This is a genomic window from Zoogloea sp., assembly GCF_041904905.1.
Classification (GTDB): Bacteria; Pseudomonadota; Gammaproteobacteria; order Burkholderiales; family Rhodocyclaceae; genus Zoogloea.
Window position 1 is genome coordinate 1 of record NZ_JAYRMI010000066.1, and the last position, 21,947, is coordinate 21,947.

23 protein-coding genes, 1 tRNA gene and 1 CRISPR repeat array are annotated in these 21,947 nt (G+C 65.3%); of the genes, 2 read left to right on the plus strand and 22 right to left on the minus strand.

What is annotated here, in order from left to right:
- A CRISPR array of direct repeats spans positions 1–682; the repeat unit is 22 nt; unit sequence CGCCGCGCAGGCGGTTTAGAAG.
- A 380-nt stretch (positions 683–1,062) separates the two neighbouring features.
- The 4 genes from ACE3N6_RS15460 to orn all read right to left on the minus strand — a co-directional run bounded on the left by ACE3N6_RS15460 (position 1,063) and on the right by orn (position 2,956).
- The gene (locus ACE3N6_RS15460) at positions 1,063–1,530 is read right to left on the minus strand and encodes a hypothetical protein (RefSeq protein ID WP_374246684.1); all 468 of its coding nucleotides are present in this window, start codon (positions 1,528–1,530) and stop codon (positions 1,063–1,065) included.
- Positions 1,531–1,708: 178 nt separating this feature from the next.
- Positions 1,709–2,092, minus strand: a complete 384-nt coding sequence (rnk, locus tag ACE3N6_RS15465; RefSeq protein ID WP_374246685.1) for a nucleoside diphosphate kinase regulator — start codon at positions 2,090–2,092, stop codon at positions 1,709–1,711.
- A 172-nt stretch (positions 2,093–2,264) separates the two neighbouring features.
- Positions 2,265–2,408 (minus strand): hypothetical protein, encoded by a 144-nt coding sequence (locus tag ACE3N6_RS15470; RefSeq protein ID WP_374246687.1) that lies wholly within the window; start codon positions 2,406–2,408, stop codon positions 2,265–2,267.
- A 2-nt stretch (positions 2,409–2,410) separates the two neighbouring features.
- Entirely contained in the window at positions 2,411–2,956 is a 546-nt protein-coding gene (orn, locus tag ACE3N6_RS15475; protein WP_374246689.1) for an oligoribonuclease, read from the minus strand.
- Between the two features lie 141 nt (positions 2,957–3,097).
- On the opposite strand from orn, the gene ACE3N6_RS15480 reads away from it, so the two are divergent.
- Together ACE3N6_RS15480 and rsgA are read left to right on the plus strand one after the other, a co-directional pair.
- The gene (locus ACE3N6_RS15480; RefSeq protein ID WP_374246690.1) at positions 3,098–4,351 is read left to right on the plus strand and encodes a M48 family metallopeptidase; all 1,254 of its coding nucleotides are present in this window, start codon (positions 3,098–3,100) and stop codon (positions 4,349–4,351) included.
- Positions 4,348–5,241, plus strand: coding sequence for a ribosome small subunit-dependent GTPase A (gene rsgA / locus ACE3N6_RS15485; RefSeq protein ID WP_374246691.1), 894 nt, complete (start codon positions 4,348–4,350; stop codon positions 5,239–5,241). Before ACE3N6_RS15480 ends, rsgA begins: the two co-directional genes overlap by 4 nt.
- Before the next feature lie 3 nt (positions 5,242–5,244).
- Here the strand turns inward: rsgA and ACE3N6_RS15490 are convergent, their stop codons facing one another.
- The 18 genes from ACE3N6_RS15490 to cmk all read right to left on the minus strand — a co-directional run.
- Complete coding sequence (locus tag ACE3N6_RS15490) at positions 5,245–5,994, minus strand: peptidase (protein ID WP_374246692.1); 750 nt, start codon at positions 5,992–5,994, stop codon at positions 5,245–5,247.
- A 100-nt stretch (positions 5,995–6,094) separates the two neighbouring features.
- On the minus strand, positions 6,095–6,472 hold the full coding sequence (locus tag ACE3N6_RS15495) for a MerR family transcriptional regulator (protein ID WP_374246693.1): 378 nt from the start codon (positions 6,470–6,472) through the stop codon (positions 6,095–6,097).
- Positions 6,459–6,764 carry an integration host factor subunit alpha gene (locus ACE3N6_RS15500; RefSeq protein ID WP_153160431.1) on the minus strand — a complete coding sequence of 102 codons (306 nt, stop codon included), beginning with the start codon at positions 6,762–6,764 and terminating at the stop codon, positions 6,459–6,461. The genes ACE3N6_RS15495 and ACE3N6_RS15500 overlap by 14 nt, the downstream gene beginning before the upstream one ends.
- Before the next feature lie 6 nt (positions 6,765–6,770).
- A complete protein-coding gene (gene pheT, locus ACE3N6_RS15505; RefSeq protein ID WP_374246694.1) occupies positions 6,771–9,149 on the minus strand; it encodes a phenylalanine--tRNA ligase subunit beta in 2,379 nt (792 codons plus the stop codon).
- 9 nt (positions 9,150–9,158) lie between these two features.
- Positions 9,159–10,190, minus strand: coding sequence for a phenylalanine--tRNA ligase subunit alpha (pheS, locus tag ACE3N6_RS15510; protein ID WP_153160433.1), 1,032 nt, complete (start codon positions 10,188–10,190; stop codon positions 9,159–9,161).
- Positions 10,191–10,260: 70 nt separating this feature from the next.
- The gene (gene rplT, locus ACE3N6_RS15515) at positions 10,261–10,620 is read right to left on the minus strand and encodes a 50S ribosomal protein L20 (RefSeq protein WP_079434014.1); all 360 of its coding nucleotides are present in this window, start codon (positions 10,618–10,620) and stop codon (positions 10,261–10,263) included.
- 14 nt (positions 10,621–10,634) lie between these two features.
- Positions 10,635–10,832, minus strand: a complete 198-nt coding sequence (gene rpmI, locus ACE3N6_RS15520; protein WP_148581168.1) for a 50S ribosomal protein L35 — start codon at positions 10,830–10,832, stop codon at positions 10,635–10,637.
- Between the two features lie 149 nt (positions 10,833–10,981).
- On the minus strand, positions 10,982–11,503 hold the full coding sequence (gene infC / locus ACE3N6_RS15525) for a translation initiation factor IF-3 (RefSeq protein WP_374246703.1): 522 nt from the start codon (positions 11,501–11,503) through the stop codon (positions 10,982–10,984).
- A gap of 27 nt (positions 11,504–11,530) precedes the next feature.
- Entirely contained in the window at positions 11,531–13,447 is a 1,917-nt protein-coding gene (gene thrS / locus ACE3N6_RS15530) for a threonine--tRNA ligase (protein WP_374246695.1), read from the minus strand.
- Positions 13,448–13,596: 149 nt separating this feature from the next.
- Positions 13,597–13,673, minus strand: a tRNA-Val gene (locus tag ACE3N6_RS15535).
- 35 nt (positions 13,674–13,708) lie between these two features.
- Positions 13,709–14,518 carry a 3'-5' exonuclease gene (locus ACE3N6_RS15540; protein ID WP_374246696.1) on the minus strand — a complete coding sequence of 270 codons (810 nt, stop codon included), beginning with the start codon at positions 14,516–14,518 and terminating at the stop codon, positions 13,709–13,711.
- Between the two features lie 8 nt (positions 14,519–14,526).
- On the minus strand, positions 14,527–15,417 hold the full coding sequence (gene cysM / locus ACE3N6_RS15545; RefSeq protein ID WP_374246697.1) for a cysteine synthase CysM: 891 nt from the start codon (positions 15,415–15,417) through the stop codon (positions 14,527–14,529).
- Between the two features lie 159 nt (positions 15,418–15,576).
- Entirely contained in the window at positions 15,577–16,899 is a 1,323-nt protein-coding gene (locus ACE3N6_RS15550; protein ID WP_374246698.1) for a UDP-glucose/GDP-mannose dehydrogenase family protein, read from the minus strand.
- 92 nt (positions 16,900–16,991) lie between these two features.
- Positions 16,992–18,164, minus strand: coding sequence for a lipopolysaccharide assembly protein LapB (gene lapB, locus ACE3N6_RS15555; RefSeq protein WP_374246699.1), 1,173 nt, complete (start codon positions 18,162–18,164; stop codon positions 16,992–16,994).
- A 4-nt stretch (positions 18,165–18,168) separates the two neighbouring features.
- Positions 18,169–18,477, minus strand: coding sequence for a lipopolysaccharide assembly protein LapA domain-containing protein (locus ACE3N6_RS15560; protein WP_374246700.1), 309 nt, complete (start codon positions 18,475–18,477; stop codon positions 18,169–18,171).
- Positions 18,478–18,581: 104 nt separating this feature from the next.
- On the minus strand, positions 18,582–18,866 hold the full coding sequence (locus ACE3N6_RS15565; RefSeq protein ID WP_079434022.1) for an integration host factor subunit beta: 285 nt from the start codon (positions 18,864–18,866) through the stop codon (positions 18,582–18,584).
- 11 nt (positions 18,867–18,877) lie between these two features.
- Positions 18,878–20,584, minus strand: coding sequence for a 30S ribosomal protein S1 (rpsA, locus tag ACE3N6_RS15570; protein WP_374246701.1), 1,707 nt, complete (start codon positions 20,582–20,584; stop codon positions 18,878–18,880).
- Between the two features lie 79 nt (positions 20,585–20,663).
- The coding region (cmk, locus tag ACE3N6_RS15575) for a (d)CMP kinase (RefSeq protein WP_374246702.1) at positions 20,664–21,947 on the minus strand (1,284 nt) is incomplete at its 5' end.

Below are 21,947 nucleotides of genomic sequence, written 5' to 3' on the forward strand. Positions count from 1 at the left end.
CGCCGCGCAGGCGGTTTAGAAGAGGAGCAGGTCGACCGCGGTGAGGTCGATGTCGTTCGCCGCCGCGCAGGCGGTTTAGAAGTGGTCGAGGATCTGGGGGAAGCGGGTGAAGAAGTTCGCCGCCGCGCAGGCGGTTTAGAAGGGATCGACGATCCGCCCGCCGATGACCAGGGGGTTCGCCGCCGCGCAGGCGGTTTAGAAGAGGCAATCGCTGATGAACTTGCCCTTGTAGATGTTCGCCGCCGCGCAGGCGGTTTAGAAGTTGGCTTGGCCATCGTTGATGGTCGCATTTGCGTTCGCCGCCGCGCAGGCGGTTTAGAAGGACCCGGTGCGGGTGATGGGCCTCAGCCAGATGTTCGCCGCCGCGCAGGCGGTTTAGAAGAGATCCTCAAGCTGGCGGTCGCCGCGTTCGTCGTTCGCCGCCGCGCAGGCGGTTTAGAAGTCGACTGGACGGAAGAAGACGTGAAGGATTTTGTTCGCCGCCGCGCAGGCGGTTTAGAAGACCGCGAAGAGCACGAGCCCGCCGACGACCTTGTTCGCCGCCGCGCAGGCGGTTTAGAAGACCGGGCCACCAGGCGCACGTAGGGCTTATCCGTTCGCCGCCGCGCAGGCGGTTTAGAAGGTAGGCGACGATCCAGGCGTGGGTGCGCCGTCGTTCCCCGCCGCGCAGGCGGTTCAGTTCCCCGCCGTCGGGCGCGGGGTTTATCCCCTCGGGGCTCGCAATTAATTGCCCGACAGGTATTTTTTAATTGCCGGACGCATCGGGAAATCTCGACTTGCCCACAGGGCTGGCCGGCGTTCTGGATTTATTAATTGCCGGGAGGAAAAAACCTGGGCCGACGTCGATTTTTAAAACTGCTTCCCCCGGAAAAAAAATAGGTGGAGGGCAATTTTCTTTTTCCACTTATCCACAAACAGGGAGCCAGGGCGGGATTTTTCCTGGGGTTGCCGGCTATCTTTAAATGGCTGTCGGGCCGTCCGGCTGGGGCTTGGGGCGATCTTGCGGGGCGGGGAACAAGAAAAAGGCAGGTTGCCCTGCCTTTTTGCCGGTGGCGGTGGGGATCAGCCGTCGACCTTGCCGCCCTTGCGGGGGCGGCCGGGGCGGCGCACCCGCATGGCTTGCTGCAGTTCCGAGAGCCCTTCGGCTTTTCCGAAGAGCTTCATGAGGGCATACCCTTCGGAGGCGGCCACCATCACGTCGCTGCCCAGCGCCATCTGGGTGTCTTCCATCTTGGCAAGCACCTCGCGCAGGCGCAGCACCCGGGGCCCGAGCAGCTGGTAGGCCGCCATGTCGGCCGTCATCTCGTCGTAGTCGAAGGTGGCGGGCAGGATGTCCGTGTTCTGTTCGAGCACCATGATCGTCTGCTGGCAGAAGATGGCCGACTTGTCGCCCATCTTGAGGAGATCCTGCCTCTCCTGGGCGGAGAGCGTGACGAAGGCGGCGGTGAAGGCTTCGAGGGCGGCGATGGCTTGATCGAGCTTGGCAACGGCGTCGACGCCAAGGTCGAGAGAGACGAGGTTTTGCGGCATGACTGACTCCTGAACAGGGATTATCGAAAACCAACTTCGTGCTGGCTTTATATTCAGCCAGCCAGCAGAGGCGGATGGTACCCGATCAAACCCAATTCGGATAGCCCGGCATGCCGGCGCCAACCCCTGGGCCGCGCCCGGCGGCCCGTTGGGTGCGCTGCGCGCCGGGGCGAGCGGGTCAGTCGGCCGGCGAGACTGCCAGCACGGTGAGGCGGATGGCGTGGCCTTCGGGGGTGCGCCAGTCGATCTGCTGGCCGACGGAGAGGCCGAGCAGGGCGCTGCCGGCGGGGGAGAAGATGGAGACCCGGCCGTCGCCGGCGTGGGCGTCGTGGGGCCAGGCGAGGGTGAGGTCGTATTCGCGGCCCGAGGTTTCCTCGCGGAAGCGGGCGCGGCGGTCGAGGGCGATGATGTGCGCGGGGGCGCTGTCGGTGTCGACGACGGTGGCGCGGGCGAGTTCGTCGCGCAGGCCGTCCAGATCGCTGCGGCCGCGGTTCGGGGGCATGGCGAGCAGGGCTTCGAGGCGTTCCAGGTCGCGGGCGGTGACGATGATCTCGGGTTTCATGGCGGTTCCTTTATCTGTGCAGGCCGGCCCGTCGCGGCGTGGACGGGCCAAAGAAAATGGTCGAATCGTCGCAGGGCGATTCGACCATCCGGAAGCCGGCCGGGGGCGCGAAACGGCGCCCCACGTTACGGTCGGTCCGCAAGGACAGACCGCCGCGGGGGCGGACGGTTCCTCAGCCGTAGATCTTGCACATCAGCGGCGAGACCGCGGTGTGGCTGAAACGCCCGAGCAGAAAGAAGAACACGCAGACAAGCAGAAGGCCGATGACCCGGCCGCGGTTGCGCAGCCACCAGCCGCGCAGGGTTTCCCGATCCATGCTCACACCTTCAGGAAGTGCTCCCGGTAGTAGCGCAGTTCGGCGATGGATTCGAGGATGTCGTCCAGGGCCTTGTGGGCGCCCTTCTTCTCGAGGCCCTTGTACACATCCGGGCGCCAGCGGCGGCAGAGTTCCTTGAGGGTGGAGACGTCGAGGTTGCGGTAGTGGAAGTAGCCTTCCAGGGTGGGCATGTAGCGGGCCATGAAGCGGCGGTCCTGGCCGATGGAGTTGCCGCACATGGGGGTGGTGCGGGCGGGCACCCACTGCTTCATGAACTCCAGGTAGATCGCTTCGGCGGCGGCCTCGTCGATGGTGGAGGCCTTGACCCGCTCGATGAGGCCGGAGCGGCCGTGGGTGTTCTTGTTCCACTCGTCCATGCCGTCGAGCACGGCGGCGGGTTGATGCACGGCGATCACCGGGCCTTCGGCCACCACGTCGAGCTTGCTGTTGGTGACGATCATCGCCATTTCGATGATGCGGTCGCGGTCGGGTTCGAGGCCGGTCATTTCCATGTCCAGCCAGATGAGGTGATTCTGGTCCTGTGCCATAATCGGCTCGCTTTATCGGTAAAGGCGCGATTCTACGCCCTCGCCGCCCGTTTTCCGTTGCCCCGGCGCCCGCTCTGTGCCCTCGCGCGGAGCCCGCGTGGCGGGCCCTTCCTCCCCCCTGTCGCCCCCCGCTTTCAGCCGATGACTGCCAGCAGTTTCTCCGTCCTGTTCCTGTTTGCCCTTGGCGCCGGCCTGCTCGTGCGCCTGTGGCTGGCCACCCGCCAGATGCGCCACGTGGCGGCCCACCGGGGGGCGGTGCCGGCCCCCTTCGCCAGCCGTATCGCCCTGGAGGCCCACACCAAGGCCGCCGATTACACCGTGGCGCGGGTGCGCCTGGGGGTGGTGGATCTGCTCATTTCGGCGGCGCTGACGGTGGCGCTCACCCTGGGCGGCGGGCTGCAGGCGCTGCTCGATCTGGCGGGGCGTTTCTTCGAGGCGGGCGGGCTGGCCCATGGCGTGGCCTTCGTGGCGCTGGTGGCGGCGGTGTCGTGGGCGGTCGATCTGCCGCTCACGGTTTACCGCAGCTTCGGGCTGGAGGCGCGCTTTGGGTTCAACCGCCTCACCCCGGCCCTGTTCGCGGCCGACGCCCTGAAGGGCGTGGCCCTGTCGGCCCTCATCGGCCTGCCCCTGATCGCCTTCGTGCTGTGGCTGATGGACGCCATGGGCAGCCTGTGGTGGCTCTACGTGTGGGCCTTCTGGCTGGTGTTCAACCTGCTCACCCTGCTGATCTACCCCACGCTCATCGCGCCCCTGTTCAACACCTTCCAGCCGCTGGAAGACAGCGCCCTCAAATCCCGCATCGAGGCGCTGCTCACCCGCTGCGGTTTCCGCCTGTCGGGCCTGTTCGTGATGGACGGCTCGAAGCGCTCGGCCCACGGCAACGCCTACTTCACCGGCTTTGGCGCGGCCAAGCGGATCGTCTTCTTCGACACCCTGCTGGACAAGCTCTCGCCGACCGAGGTGGAGGCCGTGCTGGCCCACGAGCTGGGCCACTATCACCACCGCCACCTCTGGAAGCGGCTGGCGGCGATCGGCGCCGGCAGCCTGGCCTTCTTCGCGCTGCTGGGGCATCTGGCCGGACAGGCGTGGTTCTTCGAAGGGCTGGGGATGCAGGCCGGCGGCACCGCGCCCACCCTGGTGCTGTTTGCGCTGGTGCTGCCGGTGTTCACCTTCCCCCTCACCCCGCTGATGAGCCGCTGGTCGCGCAAGCATGAGTTCGAGGCCGACGCCTACGCCGCCAGCCACGCGCCGGCCTCCGAGCTGGTGAGCGCGCTGGTCAAGCTCTACCGGGACAACGCCTCCACCCTCACGCCCGACCCGGTGTACTCCAGCGTGTACGACTCCCATCCCCCCGCGGCGATCCGCATCGCCCGTCTGCAGGAACTCGCCCGTTGAAAACCACCGGCACCCTCATCGCCGCCTTCGGGCGGCAGTACGAAGTGAAGACCGACGCCGGCGAGATCCTGCTGTGCGTGCCCCGCGGCAAGAAGAGCGTGTTCGCCTGCGGCGACCGGGTTCAGGTGGCGGCCACCGGGCCCGGCCAGGGCGTGATCGACAAGCTGATCGAGCGCACCAGCCTGCTCTACCGCTCGGACGCGTGGCGCCAGAAGCTGATCGCCGCCAACGCCACCCAGGTGGTGATGGTGGTGGCCACCGAGCCGAGCTTTTCGGATGAGTTCGTGTCGCGCTGCGTGTGCGCCGCCGAAGACCAGCACGTGAAGGTGCTGATCGTGCTCAACAAGACCGACCTGCCCGCCGGGCTGGCCGACGCCCAGGCGCGCCTCGCCACCTTTGCAGCGCTGGGCTATCCGGTGCTGGAGCTGTCGGCGCTGGACGACGTGGAGGCGCTGCGGGCCCGCCTGATCGGCGAGACCAGCCTGCTGGTGGGGCAATCGGGGATGGGCAAGTCGACCCTCACCAACGCCCTGATCCCGGAGGCCCGGGCGGAGACGCGGGAGATCTCGGAGGTGCTGGATACCGGCAAGCACACCACCACCTTCGCCCGGCTGTATCCGCTGCCCGAAGGCGGCGGCATCATCGACAGCCCGGGGATGCAGACCTTCGGGCTGGTACATCTGAGTTCCGAAGCCCTGGAGGCGAGCTTTCCGGAGTTTCGCCCGTATTCGGGCCAGTGCCGTTTCCGCGACTGCCGCCACGACACCGAGCCGGGCTGCGCCCTGCGCGAGGCCGCCGAGGCAGGCAAGATCGACGCCCGCCGGCTGCGCCAGTTTCTGGATTTCCGCGCCGAGTGCGAGAGCGCCCGGCGTCAGGCCCAGGGCTGGTAAGGCTTACGCCTGCTCGCCCGCGTCCAGCCAGTCGGGGTTGGGCAGCTCGTCGAAGGCGTGGCCGAGGGCCTCGCTCCAGCGGTTGCGGATCATCGCGAAGTATTCGTTCTTGGCGTCGATGCTGGAGTGGGACGCGATCTTCAGCTCGTCGGTGCGCAGGATGGTGAGGTCCAGCGGCACACCCACCGAGAGGTTGGAGCGGATCGTGGAATCCATCGAAATCAGCGCCAGCTTGGCGGCTTCGTCGAGGCTGGTGTGGCGCTTCACCACCCGGTCGATGATGGGCTTGCCGTACTTGGATTCGCCGATCTGGAAGTACGGGGTGTCGGGCGTGGCCTCGATGAAGTTGCCGGCCGCGTAGATGTGGAACAGGCGCGGCTGCTCGGTGCCGATCTGGCCGCCAAGGATGAGCGCGGCGGTGAAGTCGATGCCGAAGTTTTTCAGCGCGTCGGCGTCGCGGCGGTGCACCTCCCGCAGCATCTCGCCCACATGCCGGGCCGCCTCGAACATGTTGGGCACCGCCCACAGGTTCTCGCGCCCGTCCTGGGCGGCCATCGCCTCGCGGAGCATCGACACCAGCTGCTGGGTGATGGCGAGGTTGCCGGAACTCATCAGCACCAGCACGCGCTCGCCGGGGCGCTGAAAGATGCTCGTCTTGCGGAAGGTGTTGATGTGGTCGACGCCGGCGTTGGTACGGGAGTCCGACAGGAACACCATACCCGCGTCGAGCAGCATGCTGACACAGTAGGTCATGGGAAGCCTCGGGGGGGAAATCGGGTCGTGGAGAGGGGCGGAGCAGACACGCACCGCCAGCGTGGATGAAACGCGGGCGGGGCTGGCGCCCCCGCCCGACTCAGCCCTGCAGCAGCTGCAGGATGGACTTGATCTCGGAACGGACGGAAGCCAGCTGCTCGCGCAGGCCGACGGATTCCTCGGCGTCCTCGCGCTTGCGGGCCGCCATCTCGTCGAGACGGTTGCGCGCCCCGGAGATGGTGAAGCCGTCCCGGTACAGCAGCTCGCGGATGCGGCGGATCAGCAGCACCTCGTGGTGCTGGTAATAACGCCGGTTGCCACCGCGCTTGACCGGCCGCAGCTGGGTGAATTCCTGCTCCCAGTAGCGCAGCACGTGGGGTTTGACCCCGCACAGGTCGCTCACCTCACCGATGGTGAAGTAACGCTTGGCGGGGATGGGCGGCAGCTCGGCGGCTGCCGGGGCATCACTTTGCGACATCGCTCAGTTGCTCCACATTGGCCTTCAGCTTCTGGCTGGCGTGGAAAGTCACCACGCGCCGGGCCGTGATCGGGATCTCTTCGCCGGTCTTGGGGTTACGCCCGGGGCGCTGGGGCTTCTCGCGCAACTGGAAGTTGCCGAAGCCCGAGAGCTTGACGCAGTCGCCCCGCTCCAGCGCCAGCCGGATCTCCTCGAAAAAGCACTCCACCATATCCTTGGCTTCGCGCTTGTTGAGGCCCACCTGTTCGAAGAGCATGTCGGCGAGTTCCGCCTTGGTCAGCGTTGCGGCCATGGTGTGTCAGCCCCGGAGCTTCGCGCCAAGGTTTTCCTCGGCATGACGGGTCAACAAAACCATCGCAGCATCCACTTCGGCATCCTCCAGAGTTCTCTGAGTTTCTTGCATAACTACGCGGAAAGCAAGGCTTTTCCGGCCAGGCTCGACACCTTTGCCCTGGTACTGATCGAACAATTCGACGCGCTGGACGATGGCCGGCGCGACCGCTTCGAGCCCTTCCAGCAGAGTGGCGGAAGCCACCGCCTGATCGACCACCAGGGCCAGATCGCGGGTGACCGCCGGGAAGCGGGAGACCTCGCGGTAGGCCGGCATCACGGTGTCCAGCATGGCGTCGAGTTCGATCTCGAAGACCACCGGCGCGGTGCCCAGCTCGTAGCGCTGGACCCAGATCGGGTGGAGTTCGCCGATGAAGCCGATCTCGCGGCCATCGAGCACCACGCGGGCAGAACGGCCCGGGTGTAGCGCCGGATGGGTGGCGCGCTCGAACTTGGCGACGCGGGGCAGCAGCAGCGCTTCGAGATCCGCCTTCACGTCGAAGAAATCCACGTTGCGGTTGGCCTCGCCCCACTGCTCGGGCTTGGCAAAGCCGGCCGCCAGGGCCGCCAGCCGCACCGGCTGGTGGAAGCCGTCCACCGGCTGGCCGGCCGCGTCGCGACGGAAGCAGCGGCCGATCTCGAACACGCGGACGCGGTTGGTCTGGCGCTTGCGGTTGGTGACCACGTTGGCCACCAGGCCGCCGATCAGGCTGGAGCGCATCACGCTCATCTGGCTGGCAATGGGGTTGGCGAGGCGCACCGGGTCGGTGTTGCCGGCGAAATCCTTCTCCCAGGCTTCTTCGACGAAGGCGAAGTTGATGACCTCCTGGTATTCGCGGCCGGCCACCAGACGGCGCACCGACATGGTGTCGCGCCGGGCCTCGGGCCGCGGCAGCATGGTGATCGGGCCGCGCGGGGCATGGGTCGGGATGTTGTCGTAGCCGTGCAGGCGGGCGATCTCCTCGATCAGGTCTTCCTCGATCTCCACGTCGAAACGGTACGAGGGCGGGGTGACGATGAAGTCGTCGCCGTCGCGCTGGACGTCGAGTTCGAGGCGCCGGAACATCTCGGCCACGTCGTCGGCGCCAAGCTGGATGCCCAGCACGCGGCGCACGCGGCTGGCGCGCAGGCGGATCGGGGCGCGCCGGGGCAGCCGGTCGGCCGCCACGGCCTCGACCACCGGGCCGGGCTGGCCGCCGCAGATGTCGAGGATCAGGCGGGTGGCGCGCTCGATGGCCTTGGGCGCGAGGGCGAAATCCACGCCGCGCTCGAAACGGTAGGACGCATCGGACGAGAAGCCGCAGGCGCGGGCGCGGCCGGCGATGGCGTCGGGGGCGAAGAAGGCGCTCTCGAGGAACAGATCGGTGGTGTCGAGGGTGATCCCGCTCTCCTCGCCGCCCATCACGCCGGCCATGGCCAGCGCGCGGCTGTCGTCGGCGATCAGGAGGGTGTCGGCGGCGGGGGTGACGGTCTGGCCGTTGAGGAGCAGCAGCTGCTCGCCGGCCTGGGGCAGACGGGCGTGGATGGCGCCGTTCAACTTCGCATCGTCGAAGGCGTGGAGCGGCTGGCCCAGTTCGAGCATCACGTAGTTGGTGACATCCACCAGCGCGCTGATCGAGCGGATGCCGCTACGCGCAAGGCGCTGCTTCATCCATTCGGGCGTCGGGGCCTTGGCGTCCACGCCGCGGATCACCCGGCCGCAGTAGCGCGGGCAGGCTTCGGGGGCGTCGAGGACCACGGCGCGGGTCGCGTCGATGGTGGGCGCAACCGCCTCGCACGCCGGCAGGCTGAGGGCCGCGCCGGTGAGCCCGGCGACTTCGCGGGCAATGCCGGAGAGGCTCAGGCAGTCGGCCCGGTTGGGGGTCAGCTTGATGGTGAACAGGGTGTCGTTGAGGGCGAGGTACTCGCGCAGGTCGGTGCCCACGGGGGCATCGTCCGGCAGCACCAACAGGCCGCTGCTCTCTTCCGAGATGCCCAGCTCCTTGGCCGAGCACAGCATGCCGAAGGATTCGACGCCGCGCAGCTTGGCCGCCTTGATGCCGAAACCGGCCAGATCGGCGCCCACCAGCGCGCACGGAATCTTGATGCCGGCCGCCGCGTTGGGCGCACCGCAGACGATCTGCAGCAGCGCGCCCTGCCCCGCGTCCACCTTGCAGACGCGCAGCTTGTCGGCGTTGGGGTGCTTCTCGGCTTCGACGATCTGCGCCACGACCACCTTGGAGAACACCGCGGCGACGCCGTCCTGTTCTTCCACTTCCAGCCCCGCCATGGTGAGCAAATGCCCAAGCTGGTCCGAATCCAGCGCCGGACTGACGAAACTGCGCAACCAGAGTTCTGAGAATTGCATGGCTTGGGCTTACCTGAATTGACCGAGGAAACGAAGATCGCCTTCGAAGAAGAGGCGCAGGTCATTGACGCCGTAACGCAGCATCGTGAGACGGTCCGGCCCCATGCCGAAGGCGAAGCCGGTGTAGCGCTCGGGGTCGATGCCGCCGTAGCGCAGCACGTTGGGGTGGACCATGCCGCAACCGGCGATCTCCAGCCAGCGGCCCTTCATCGCGCCGCTCATGAAGGCCACGTCGATTTCGGCGGAGGGCTCGGTGAACGGGAAGAAGGACGGGCGGAAGCGCACCTGCAGGTCGTCGCTCTCGAAGAAGCTGCGCAGGAAATCGGCGACCACGCCCTTCAGGTCGGCGAAGCTGACGGTCTCGCCGACCCACAGGCCCTCGACCTGGTGGAACATGGGCGAGTGGGTGGCGTCGGAGTCGACGCGATAGACGCGGCCCGGCGCGATCACGCGCAGCTCGGGCATCGTCGGCTTATCTTTGTGGGCGGCCACGTGGGCCTGCATCGCCCGGATCTGCACCGGGCTGGTGTGGGTACGCAGCAGCACGCCTTCGCCGTTTTCCAGGTAGAAGGTGTCGTGCATCGACCGGGCCGGGTGGTTGGCCGGGGTGTTCAGCGCGGTGAAGTTGTAGAAATCGGTCTCGATCTCGGGGCCCTCGGCCACATCGAAACCGATGGAGCGGAACAACTGCTCGACCCGTTCGAGGGTTCGCACGACCGGGTGCAGGCCGCCCAGCCCGGCACCACGGCCCGGCAGGGTGACATCCAGCGCCTCGGCAGCAAGCTGGGCTTCGAGGGCAGCCTGTTGGAGGGCATCGCGGCGCGCATTCAGCAGCGCTTCGATGGCCGTCTTGGCCTTGTTGATCTCGGCGCCGGCGGCCTTGCGGGCTTCCGGATCGAGCTTGCCGAGGCCCTTGAGGAGTTCGGTGAGCGAACCGCCCTTGCCGAAGTAACGCGCCTTTGCGGCTTCGAGGGAGGCGCTGTCCGCAACCGCGGCGAAAGCGGCGCCGGCCTCTTCGACGAGTTGATCGAGTTGATCCATTTTTCAGTCTTATCCCGGGTTCAGGACAAAAAAAAGGAGGCCAGGCCTCCTTTTTTCGTGCTGCGGAAACTTACGCAGCGAGCTTGGCCTTGGCTTGTTCGGCGAGCGCCGCAAAAGCGGGCTTGTCAAACACGGCCAGATCGGCCAGAACCTTGCGGTCCACTTCGATGGAAGCCTTCTTCAGGCCGTTCATGAAGCGGCTGTAGGTCAGACCGACTTCACGCGCGGCGGCGTTGATACGGGCGATCCACAGGGCACGGAACTGACGCTTGCGCTGACGACGGTCACGGTAGGCATATTGCCCAGCCTTCATCACCGCCTGCTTGGCGATCCGGTATACGTTCTTGCGACGGCCGCGGTAACCCTTGGCTTGGTCGAGGACTTTTTTGTGACGGGCACGTGCGGTTACACCGCGTTTAACTCGGGGCATTGCGTTCTCCTAGATCAGGCGTAGGGCATCATGGCGCGGATGGACTTTTCGTCCGCAGCGTGAACGGCAGTCATGCCGCGCAGCTGGCGCTTGCTCTTGGTCGTCTTCTTGGTCAGGATGTGGCGCTTGAACGCCTGCGAACGCTTGATGCTACCGCTAGAGCGGATCTTGAACCGCTTGGCGGCCCCGCTCTTGGTCTTCATCTTGGGCATGAAGTACTCCAGCTTATGTCATGGCCCCGGGTGGTTTTCGACTTCCGAAAACGCTTCAACAACCCGTCACCACTTGTTTCCGGCGGACTATCCTGTCCGCCGTATTCCGGCGCCTGACCAGTGTCAGGGCACCGGGAATTCCTTGAAGCTCAGTGCTTCTTCTTCGGCGCGATGACCATGATCATCTGGCGCCCTTCCATCTTCGGCATCTGCTCGACCTGACCGATCTCTTCGAGATCCGCCTTGACGCGCTCGAGCTGACGCATGCCGAACTCCTGGTGCGCCATCTCGCGGCCACGGAAACGGAGGGTCACCTTCGCCTTGTCGCCTTCGTTCAGGAACTTGATGAGGTTACGCAGCTTGATCTGGTAGTCGTTCTCGTCCGTACCCGGGCGGAGCTTGACTTCCTTGACCTGAATCTGCTTCTGCTTCTGCTTGGCTTCGTGGGCCCGCTTGGCTTCTTCGTACTTGTACTTGCCGAAGTCCATCAAGCGGCACACGGGCGGCTTGGCCATCGGTGCGATCTCGACGAGATCCACGCCGGCTTCGTCCGCCGCTTCCAGTGCAGCACGCAAAGAGACGATGCCGATCTGCTCACCGTCCTCACCCGTCAAACGCACCTCCGGCGCATTGATTTCGCCGTTGACGCGCAGCTTCTTTTCCTGAGCGATGGTTTGATTCTCCAAAAAAACAAAAAGTTAGGCCGTGCCGGCGAACGTGGAAATTTCACGCTGCCAACGCTCGACAACTGTATCGAGGGACAATTGGCCGAGGTCTTGATTACCCCGGGCGCGCACGGCCACCACACCGGCTGCCTTTTCCTTGTCGCCGACAACCAGCAGATAAGGCAGCTTTCGTACGCTATGTTCGCGTATTTTATAAGTAATTTTCTCGTTGCGCAAATCCGCCTCGACGCGGAAGCCTTTGGCGCGGAGCGCCTTGACCACATCCGTGACGTAATCGGCCTGCGCCTCGGAGATGTTCAGCACCACCGCCTGCACCGGCGACAGCCACAGGGGCAGCGCACCGGCGTGGTTTTCGATGAGGATACCGATGAAGCGCTCCAGCGAACCGAGGATCGCCCGGTGCAGCATGACGGGGCGGCGACGCGAATTGTCTTCGGCGACATACTCGGCGTCGAGACGCTCCGGCAGCACGAAGTCGAGCTGCATGGTGCCGCACTGCCAGGAGCGCCCCAGGGCGTCCTTGACGTGGTATTCGATCTTCGGGCCATAGAAGGCCCCCTCGCCCGGCAGCTCTTCCCACTGGTGACCAGACGCCGCCAGCGCTTCGCGCAGACCGGACTCGGCCTTATCCCAGATCTCGTCGCTGCCGGCGCGCTTTTCGGGACGCAGGGACAGCTTGACCGCCACATCGGTGAAGCCGAAATCGCGATACACGCGGGAGAGCAGTTCGTTGAAGGCGGTGACCTCGGCAACGATCTGGTCTTCGGTGCAGAAGATGTGGGCGTCGTCCTGCACAAAACCGCGCACGCGCATCAGGCCGTGCAGCGCGCCGGAGGGCTCGTTGCGATGACAGGAGCCGAACTCGGCCAGACGCAGCGGCAGATCGCGATAGGAGTGCAGGCCGTGGTTGTAGATCTGGACATGGCCCGGGCAGTTCATCGGTTTGATCGCGTAGTCGCGCTTTTCCGACTCGGTGGTGAACATGTTGTCCCGGTAGTTGTCCCAGTGGCCGGACTTCTCCCACAGGCTACGGTCCATCACCAGCGGGGTCTTGACCTCCTGGTAGCCCGCCTCATTGAGCACCCGGCGCATGTACTGCTCGATCTGCTGCCAGAGGGTCCAGCCGTGCGGATGCCAGAACACCATGCCCGGCGCTTCATCCTGCAGGTGAAAGAGGTCGAGCTGCTTGCCAAGGCGGCGATGGTCGCGCTTCTCGGCTTCCTCCAGCATGTGCAGGTAGGCTTCCTGATCTTCCTTCTTCGCCCAGGCGGTGCCGTAGATGCGCTGCAGCATCTCGTTCTTCGAGTCGCCACGCCAGTAGGCGCCGGCCACCTTCATCAGCTTGAAGACCTTGAGCTTGCCGGTGGACGGCACGTGGGGGCCGCGGCACAGGTCGGTGAAATCGCCTTCGCGGTACAGCGAGACATCCTGATCCGCGGGAATCGAGGCGATGATCTCAGCCTTGTAGTGTTCGCCGATGGACTTGAAGTAGGCCACCGCCTCGTTGCGCGGCAGCACGCTGCGCTCGACCGGAATGTCGCGCTTGACGAGTTCCTGCATGCGCGCTTCGATCTTCTCGAGGTCTTCGGGCGTAAACGGACGCTTGTAGGAGAAATCGTAGTAGAAGCCGTTCTCGATCACCGGGCCGATGGTCACCTGCGCATCGGGGAACAGCTCCTTCACCGCGTAGGCCAGCAGGTGGGCGGTGGAGTGACGAATGAGTTCGAGACCGTCGGCGTCCTTGTCGGTGACGATCGCCAGCGCGGTGTCGCCTTCGATGAGGTGAGAGGTATCGACGAGCCGGCCATCGATCTTGCCGGCGAGCGCGGCGCGAGCCAGACCCGCACCGATGGAGGCAGCAACCTGGGCAATCGTCACGGGCTGCTCGAAACTGCGTACGGAACCGTCGGGCAAGGTGATGTTGGGCATGATGGCTCGCTCCGGGAAAATTCAGGGCAAAAAAAAAGTGCGGACGAGCCGCACTTTTTCTTTTTCTGGAAAACGCCTTACAGCAGACTCGGGATGAGTTAGTCCTGCTTGCTGCAAGTTCGAGACATTCGTTTTCCTTCTTAGGTGTTTGGTAGGCGCGATTGGACTCGAACCAACGACCCCCACCATGTCAAGGTGGTGCTCTAACCAGCTGAGCTACGCGCCTAAGAAGCCCGCATTATAGACGAGCCTGGAAAGTTGTCAACCACTACTTTCGATTTTCGCTTCGGGCCATGCGGCAAGGAAGCGCTCCCAGTGCGTGCCCGCCAGCCGACCGAGGGATTCACGGACGAAGGCGATCTCGGCGTCGTAGTGCGCCTTGTCGAAAACCCCGCGCATCAGCTGGAAGCGCAGGAAGACAAGATAGGTGTTCACCACGTCGGTCTCGCAGTAATCCCGGATCTCGGCGATCCGCCCTTCCCGGTAGCCCTGCCACACGGCGGAGCCATCCATGCCCAGCTTGCCGGGGAAGCCCATCAGCTTGGCCAGGTCGTCCAGCGGTGCGTTGGCCCGGGGTTGGTACAGCGCCAGCAGATCCATCAGATCCAGGTGCCGGGTGTGATAGCGCCCGATGTAGTTGTTCCACTTGAAATCGCGGGAGTCGTGATAGTCGCCGTCACCGAGATCCCAGTAGCGCGGCGCGGCCACGCCGTGGAGCATGCCCCGGTAATGGAGCACCGGCAGGTCGAAGCCGCCGCCGTTCCAGGAGACGATCTGGGGGGTGAACTTTTCGACGCCATCGAAGAAGCGCTGGATGAGTTCGCCCTCGGTGCAATCGGGCTCGGAGAGCGAGAACACCCGGAAGTGGCTCATGTCGCGCAAGGCGCAGGAGATCGTCACCACCCGCTGGAGGTGGTGGGGCAGGAAATCCGTGCCGTTGCTGGCGCGGCGCTGCTGGAAGGCGAATTCCGCCACCTCGTCCGCGCCCAGGTCCGCCGGCAGGCCGTGGAGCAGGCGGATGCCCTCCACGTCGGGGATGGTCTCGATATCAAAAACAAGTGTGCTGGCCATACCGATCTTCAGGCGGGAAAGACACCGGTGGAGAGATAGCGATCGCCACGGTCGCAGACGATGGAGACGATCACCGCGTTCTCGAGCTGCTCGGCCAGACGCACCGCCACCGCTAGCGCGCCGCCGGACGAGATGCCAGCGAAGATGCCCTCCTCCCGCGCGAGGCGGCGGGTCATCTCCTCGGCGTCGGCCTGGGAGACGTATTCGAGCCGATCCACCCGGGCCTTGTCGTAGATGCGCGGCAGGTAGGCTTCGGGCCACTTGCGGATGCCGGGAATCTGCGCACCGTCCGCCGGTTGGCAGCCGACGATGCGGACTTCCGGGTTCTGCGCCTTGAGGTAGGTGGACACACCCATGATCGTGCCGGTGGTGCCCATGCTGCTCACGAAGTGGGTGATGGTGCCGCCGGTCTGCTGCCAGATCTCGGGGCCGGTGCCGTCGATGTGGGCCTGGGGGTTATCGGGGTTGGCGAACTGGTCGAGGATCACCCCGCGGCCTTCGTCGCGCATGCGCTCGGCGACGTCACGGGCAAGCTCCATGCCCCCCTCCTTGGGGGTGAGCACCAACTCGGCGCCAAAGGCGCGCATGGTCTGGCGACGCTCGATGCTCTGATTTTCGGGCATCACCAGGATCATGCCGTAGCCGCGAATCGCCGCCGCCATGGCCAGCGCGATGCCGGTGTTGCCGCTGGTCGCTTCGATCAGGGTCTGGCCGGGCTGGATGGCACCGCGGGCTTCGGCGCGCAGGATCATCGACAGCGCCGGCCGATCCTTGACCGACCCCGCCGGGTTATTGCCCTCGAGCTTGGCAAGGATGACGTTGTTGCGGCCAGCGGTGATCCGCTTGAGCCGGACCAGCGGGGTCTGGCCCACGTAGTCTTCGAGCGTTTTGAATTCCATGGTTCGATTCAGTCCGGTGTCGGTTGGAACGATGCTGGCGAATGCCGCCGCAGGACAAGGCAAGCAAATGGCGGGCCATCGCTCTCGCCACCCTTCCTCCGCAAAAAGGGGCTTCCAGCGGAAGCCCCCGGGATGCGTTGTCGACTTTGCGCCAGCCGGTTAGGGCCGGCCGATGCTCAGGTAGGTGAGGCCGGCCTGGCGGGGCAGCGCGGGATCGAAGATGTTGCGGCCGTCGAAGATCACCGGGCTCTTGAGCTTGGCCTTGATGGCGTCGAAGTCCGGGCTGCGGAACTCCTTCCACTCGGTGACGATCACCAGCGCGTCGGCGCCGTCGAGGGCCTGCATCGGCCGCTCGGCGTAGGTGAGGCGCGGCTCGTCGCCGAAGATGCGGCGACTCTCGTCCATCGCCACCGGGTCGTAGGCGGTGACGGTCGCGCCGCGGCGGAACAGCTCGGCGACGATCACCCGGCTGGGCGCCTCGCGCATGTCGTCGGTGTTCGGCTTGAAGGCCAGGCCCCACAGGGCGAAATGCTTGCCGGAGAGGTCTTCGCCGAAACGGGCGACGATCTTGTTCACCAGCACCAGCTTCTGGGCGTCGTTGGCGTCCTCGACGGCGTTGAGCACATGCAGCGCGTGGCCGGCGTCGGCCCCGGTCTTGATGAGCGCCTTCACATCTTTGGGGAAGCACGAGCCGCCGTAGCCGCAACCGGCGTAGAGGAAGTGATAGCCGATGCGCGGATCGCTGCCGATGCCCTGGCGCACCAACTCGATGTCGGCGCCCAGGTTCTCGGCCAGCAGGGCCAGCTCGTTCATGAAACTGATCCGGGTGGCAAGCATGGCGTTGGCCGCATACTTGGTAAGCTCGGCGCTGCGCAGATCCATGATGAGCAGCTTCTCGTGGTTGCGCTGGAAGGGGGCATACAGGGCCTTCATCAGGAAGATCGCCTGATCGTCCTCGGCGCCGACGACGATACGGTCGGGACGCATGAAGTCGTCCACCGCCGCGCCCTCCTTGAGAAACTCCGGATTGGACACAACGCTGTAGGGGATCGACGCGCCACGGGCGTCGAGTTCCTCCCGGACCGCCGCCTTGACCTTGTCGGCAGTGCCCACTGGCACGGTGCTCTTGTCGACGATCACCTTGTAATCGGTCATGTGTCGGCCAATCGCGCGCGCAGCGGCCAGCACGTACTTGAGATCGGCCGAGCCGTCTTCGTCGGGCGGGGTGCCGACGGCGATGAACTGGATGGTGCCGAACTGCACGGCCTCCTGGACATCGGTGGTGAAGTGCAGCCGCCCGGCCGCCACGTTGCGGGCGACGACCTGATCGAGGCCCGGCTCATGGATGGGGATGCCGCCCTCCTTGAGGATGCGGATCTTCTCCGGATCCAGGTCGAGGCACAGCACGTCGTTGCCCATCTCGGCAAGACAGGCGCCCGACACCAGACCCACATAACCCGTACCGACCACGGTGATTTTCATGTTTTGATTCCCGAGACGAAACTAGATAACCGAACCACAAAACGGCGCCTGGGCAGGCAGCCCGGCCGCCCCGCCCAAGCCTGCCGCCTGGGCTAGGGCGAAAGATCGAACTCTTCCGTGCGCTTGGGCGGATAGGTTTCCCAGCCGCCGCAGGCCGGACACCGCCAGTAGAACTGCCGCGCCTTGAATCCGCACGCGTCGCAGCGGTAGCGCGCAACCCGCCGCGTGTGACCGTGCACGAGACTCTTCACCAGCTCGATGTCGGTGCGCTGCTCGGCCGGCGCGGTGAGTAGCGCGGCCTCCAGGAGCTTGTCCAACCCCAGCAGGGTGGGATTGCGGCGCAACTCGTCGCGCACCAGCTGATAGGCGGCCTGGGGGCCTTCCTTCTGAAGCTCCCATTGGAACAGCGCATCGAGCAGATCCAGCGACGGGTACTGATCGAGGAAGCTGCGCAGGAGCTGCATGCCCTGCTCCAGTTGCCCGAGGCGGCGATAGGCATCCATCACCCGCTCGGCCACCAGCGCCAGATAGACCGGATTCTGGCTCTCGACGCGCTTCCACGCCTCCAGCGCGGCGAGGTCGTCGCCCCGTGCCGCATGGAGATCCCCCAGCAGCATGCTGGCGCGCACCGACTTGCGATTCATCTCCAGCGCCCGGGCGAGGTTGGCCAACCCCTCGTCGAAGCGCGAGTTGGCGATATCGGCGCTCGCCAGCTCGCAGTAGAAGTTGGAGACTTCCTTCTCCCACAGCACGCCCTCGTGGGGCAGCGCTTCGGCGATCTCGATGGCTTTGCGCCAGTCCTTCTCCTGCTGGTAGATGTCGAGCAGGTTCTTGAGCGCAAAATCGTTCAGGCGCGTGCCGCGCAGCTTGACGAAGACCGCCTCGGCCCGATCCAGCAGGCCCGCCTTGAGAAAATCCAGCCCCAGCTCGGACAGCGCCTGCTGGCGTTGCTCGTCGGAGAGGTCATCCCGATCAATGAGGTTCTGGTGCATCCGGATCGCGCGATCCGTCTCGCCGCGCCGGCGGAACAGGCTCCCGAGGGCAAAGTGCAGCTCGACGGTCTGGTTGTCGATCTTGACGGCCTCGATGAAGGCGTCGATGGCTTTATCGGGCTGCTCGTTGAGCAGGAAGTTGAGGCCGGTCAGATAGGTGCGCGGCAGGGCGCGGGATTCCTTGACCAGATGCTTGATGTCGATCCGCGCCGCCAGCCACCCGAGCACGAAGAACAGCGGGAAAGCCAGCAGCCACCAGAGTTCGAATTCCATGGGATCAGTAACTCTCCGGCAGATCGGGGCCGTGGGCTAGAGGGAGGGCGCCCCGCCCTTCGGCGGCGGCCGGAGCCCCCTGCCTGCCGCGCAGATGACCGATCTCCCGATGCTGACGATAAAGCGTCGCAACGGTGGCGGTCACGCCGATCAGCACACCGATCACCACAAACAGCAGGATGACCAGCACCAGCGGAACATGCCACTGGGCGCCGAAGAAGAAACGGAGCACGACAACGTCGTCATTCTTGACGGCGAAGCCGAACAGCAGAAGAAACAGGAACAGGCGAAAAAGCCAGATGAGCGCGCGCATCGCGGAATTATCCCTGACGCGGACAAAAAAAAGAAGGCGGCCAAAGCCGCCTTCCTGATCGAGCCTGGGACCTTGCGGACCCCGGCACCGGGCGTGGCACTGGGTTATCCCATCATGTCGACGCGTTCGCGCAATTCCTTGCCTGCCTTGAAATGCGGAACATACTTCTCCGGCACCTGTACCTTCTCCCCCGACTTGGGATTACGCCCGACACGGGGAGGACGGTAGTTCAAGGCAAAGCTGCCAAATCCGCGGATCTCGATGCGATCACCCCGCGACAGGGCGTCGGTCATCGCATCGAGGATCATCTTGACCGCGAACTCGGCGTCCTTCGCGACCAGCTGGGGAAAACGCTCCGCCAGCCGGGCGATGAGCTCCGACTTGGTCATGCCCGAACCGCTTACTTCTGCTCGTTGAGCTTGGCCTTCAGCAGCGCACCGAGGTTGGTGGTGCCGCTGGCAGCGGAGCCGCTGTCAGACGCCAGCTTGCTCATGGCTTCGTTCTGCTCGACCTGATCCTTGGCGCGGATCGACAGGTTGATGCCGCGGGTCTTGCGGTCAACGTTGACGATCATGGCCTCGACGGAGTCGCCAACCTTCAGCAGCTGGGAGAGGTCGTCCACACGGTCGCGAGAGAACTCGGAAGCGCGCAGGTAGCCTTCGACATCGCTGTTCAGGGCGATCACGGCGCCACGGGCATCCACGGTCTTCACGGTGCCGGTCACGAGGGTGTTCTTGTCGTGGGTGGCGATGAAGTTGGTGAACGGGTCCCCGTCGAGCTGCTTGATGCCGAGGGAGATGCGCTCCTTCTCGACGTCGATGTTCAGCACCACGGCCTCGACTTCGTCGCCCTTCTTGTACTGGCGGACGGCTTCTTCGCCAGACAGGGACCAGGACAGGTCGGACAGGTGAACCAGACCGTCGATGCCGCCTTCCAGGCCGATGAACACGCCGAAGTCGGTCAGGGACTTGATCTGGCCGCGGACCTTGTCGCCCTTCTTGTGGTTGATGGCGAAATCGTCCCACGGATTGGACATGCACTGCTTCATGCCCAGGGAGATGCGGCGGCGGTCTTCGTCGATCTCGAGGATCATCACTTCGACTTCGTCGCCCAGCTGGACAACCTTGGTCGGGTGGATGTTCTTGTTGGTCCAGTCCATTTCGGACACGTGGACCAGACCTTCGATGCCCTGCTCGACTTCAACGAACGCACCGTAGTCGGTGATGTTGGTGACCTTGCCGAACAGACGGGTGCCCTGCGGGTAGCGACGGGAGATGCCGACCCACGGATCTTCGCCCAGCTGCTTGAGGCCCAGGGAGACGCGGTTCTTCTCCTGGTCGAACTTGAGCACCTTGGCTTCGAGTTCGTCGCCCACGGAGAGGACTTCCGACGGGTGACGCACACGGCGCCAGGCCAGATCGGTGATGTGCAGCAGGCCGTCGATGCCACCCAGATCCACGAACGCGCCGTAGTCGGTGATGTTCTTGACGATACCCTTGACGACGGTGCCTTCCTTGAGGGTTTCAAGGAGCTTCTGACGCTCTTCGCCCATGGAGGCTTCGAGGACGGCGCGACGGGAAACGACAACGTTGTTGCGCTTGCGGTCGAGCTTGATGACGCGGAATTCGAATTCCTTGCCTTCGAACGGGGTGGTGTCCTTGACCGGACGCATATCGACCAGGGAGCCCGGGAGGAAGGCGCGAATGCCATTGACCATGACAGTCAGGCCACCCTTCACCTTGCCGGTGATCATGCCCTTGACGAGGATCGCGTCGTTCAGGGCCTTGTCGAGGTCGTTCCAGGCGGCGATGCGCTTGGCCTTGTCGCGGGAAAGGCGGGTTTCGCCATAGCCGTCTTCGAGCTGCTCGATGGCAACCTGGACGTAGTCGCCGACCTGGGCGGTGACTTCGCCGCGGTCGCTGCGGAATTCGTCGAGGGGGATGTAGCTCTCGGACTTCAGGCCGGCGTTGACGACCACGAAATTCTGGTCGATACGCACGACTTCGGCGGTGATGACTTCACCGGCGCGCATTTCCTGGCGGTTGAGGGACTCCTCGAACAGCGCGGCAAAACTTTCCTCGAAGGAAGCAGGGGTGGCAGTGGACATAGAAAAAAAGAACCTTACAACCGTTGTGACACGGCGGTTGGTTGAAAAACCTCCGCGCCCGGGCGGGCTGCGGAAGACGTCAGTGGCGAAGGGCGGCGGCCTGCCGAAGCACGAAATCGACCGCCTGCTGGACGGTCATGTCGGAGGTATCGAGCAGCGCTGCATCCTCGCTTCTTTTCAGTGGCGCGACGGCGCGCTGGGAATCCCGGGCGTCGCGTTCGCGCAAGTCACTGAGCAGATCGTCCATGTTAGCAGGCATTCCTTTATCGATCAACTGCTTATATCGACGTTCGGCACGCGCTTCGGCGGAGGCCGTGAGAAAGATCTTGACCGGGGCATCGGGGAAGATCACCGAGCCGATGTCGCGCCCTTCGGCAACGAGCCCGGCGCCCCGCCGGTAGGCGCGCTGGCGCCAGAACAGGGCCTCACGGACGGCCGGCAACACGGCCACCTTGGACGCGCCCACCGAGCAGGCTTCGCTGCGGATGGCGTTGGTCACGTCGTCTTCGCCCAGAAAAACGGCGTCGCCCTCGAAGCGGGCCGGGAGCGCCGATGCGATGCGGGCCAGCGCAGCCTCGTCGTCCAGGGCCGCCCCGGCGCGCAGGCCGGCCAGGGCGACCAGTCGGTAGAGGGAGCCGCTATCGAGGTGCGCAAACCCCAGCGCCTCGGCAACCTTGGCGCCGACCGTGCCCTTGCCGGAGGCCGACGGGCCGTCGATGGCGACGACCGGCACCGGGGTGGCGATGCGGGCAAAGGTGGTGAAGTACTCGGGGAAGGTCTTGTTCACGCACTTGGGGTCGTTGATGCGCACGTACGGGCCGCCCAGGGTGGCGAGGGAGAAGCACATTGCCATCCGGTGGTCTTCGTAGGTGTCGATGACCGCGCGCTCCAGCACCGCCGGCGGCGTGACGTGGAGGCTCTCGGGGTACTCCTCGACCGTCGCCCCGAGCTTGCGCAGCTCGTTGGCCATGGCGGCGATGCGGTCGGTCTCCTTGACGCGCCAGCTGCCGATGTTGCGCAGGTGGCTGGTGCCGTCGGCGAAGAGCGCCGCCACTGCCAGGGTCATGGCGGCATCGGGGATGTGGTTGAGATCCAGGTCGAAGGCCTTCAGCTTGCCCGACGCCGGGCCCCGGGCTTCGATCCAGTCGTCGCCCCAGGCGATCTCGGCGCCCATCGTGGCCAGCGCGTCGGCGAACTTCACGTCGCCCTGGATGCTCAGGCGGCCGGCGCCTTCGACCCGCACGGGCCCGCCGCCCAGCGCCCCGGCCGCCAGGAAGTAACTGGCGGACGAGGCGTCGCCCTCGACGGCGATCCGCCCGGGCGAGACGTAGCGCTGGCCGGCCGGCACCACGAAGCGGCTCCA

Bases quoted from the DNA above. Each gene is read 5' to 3' on its own strand.
- ACE3N6_RS15460 (WP_374246684.1), bottom strand. From the start codon at position 1,530: ATGCCGCAAAACCTCGTCTCTCTCGACCTTGGCGTCGACGCCGTTGCC.
- ACE3N6_RS15480 (WP_374246690.1), top strand. From the start codon at position 3,098: ATGACTGCCAGCAGTTTCTCCGTCCTGTTCCTGTTTGCCCTTGGCGCC.
- lapB (WP_374246699.1), bottom strand. From the start codon at position 18,164: ATGGAATTCGAACTCTGGTGGCTGCTGGCTTTCCCGCTGTTCTTCGTG.
- pheT (WP_374246694.1), bottom strand. From the start codon at position 9,149: ATGCAATTCTCAGAACTCTGGTTGCGCAGTTTCGTCAGTCCGGCGCTG.
- rpmI (WP_148581168.1), bottom strand. From the start codon at position 10,832: ATGCCCAAGATGAAGACCAAGAGCGGGGCCGCCAAGCGGTTCAAGATC.
- orn (WP_374246689.1), bottom strand. From the start codon at position 2,956: ATGGCACAGGACCAGAATCACCTCATCTGGCTGGACATGGAAATGACC.
- rnk (WP_374246685.1), bottom strand. From the start codon at position 2,092: ATGAAACCCGAGATCATCGTCACCGCCCGCGACCTGGAACGCCTCGAA.
- rplT (WP_079434014.1), bottom strand. From the start codon at position 10,620: ATGCCCCGAGTTAAACGCGGTGTAACCGCACGTGCCCGTCACAAAAAA.
- ACE3N6_RS15490 (WP_374246692.1), bottom strand. From the start codon at position 5,994: ATGACCTACTGTGTCAGCATGCTGCTCGACGCGGGTATGGTGTTCCTG.
- ACE3N6_RS15540 (WP_374246696.1), bottom strand. From the start codon at position 14,518: ATGGCCAGCACACTTGTTTTTGATATCGAGACCATCCCCGACGTGGAG.
- thrS (WP_374246695.1), bottom strand. From the start codon at position 13,447: ATGCCCAACATCACCTTGCCCGACGGTTCCGTACGCAGTTTCGAGCAG.
- ACE3N6_RS15500 (WP_153160431.1), bottom strand. From the start codon at position 6,764: ATGGCCGCAACGCTGACCAAGGCGGAACTCGCCGACATGCTCTTCGAA.
- ACE3N6_RS15550 (WP_374246698.1), bottom strand. From the start codon at position 16,899: ATGAAAATCACCGTGGTCGGTACGGGTTATGTGGGTCTGGTGTCGGGC.
- ACE3N6_RS15565 (WP_079434022.1), bottom strand. From the start codon at position 18,866: ATGACCAAGTCGGAGCTCATCGCCCGGCTGGCGGAGCGTTTTCCCCAG.
- ACE3N6_RS15560 (WP_374246700.1), bottom strand. From the start codon at position 18,477: ATGCGCGCGCTCATCTGGCTTTTTCGCCTGTTCCTGTTTCTTCTGCTG.
- pheS (WP_153160433.1), bottom strand. From the start codon at position 10,190: ATGGATCAACTCGATCAACTCGTCGAAGAGGCCGGCGCCGCTTTCGCC.
- cysM (WP_374246697.1), bottom strand. From the start codon at position 15,417: ATGGAATTCAAAACGCTCGAAGACTACGTGGGCCAGACCCCGCTGGTC.
- ACE3N6_RS15470 (WP_374246687.1), bottom strand. From the start codon at position 2,408: ATGGATCGGGAAACCCTGCGCGGCTGGTGGCTGCGCAACCGCGGCCGG.
- ACE3N6_RS15495 (WP_374246693.1), bottom strand. From the start codon at position 6,472: ATGTCGCAAAGTGATGCCCCGGCAGCCGCCGAGCTGCCGCCCATCCCC.
- rpsA (WP_374246701.1), bottom strand. From the start codon at position 20,584: ATGTCCACTGCCACCCCTGCTTCCTTCGAGGAAAGTTTTGCCGCGCTG.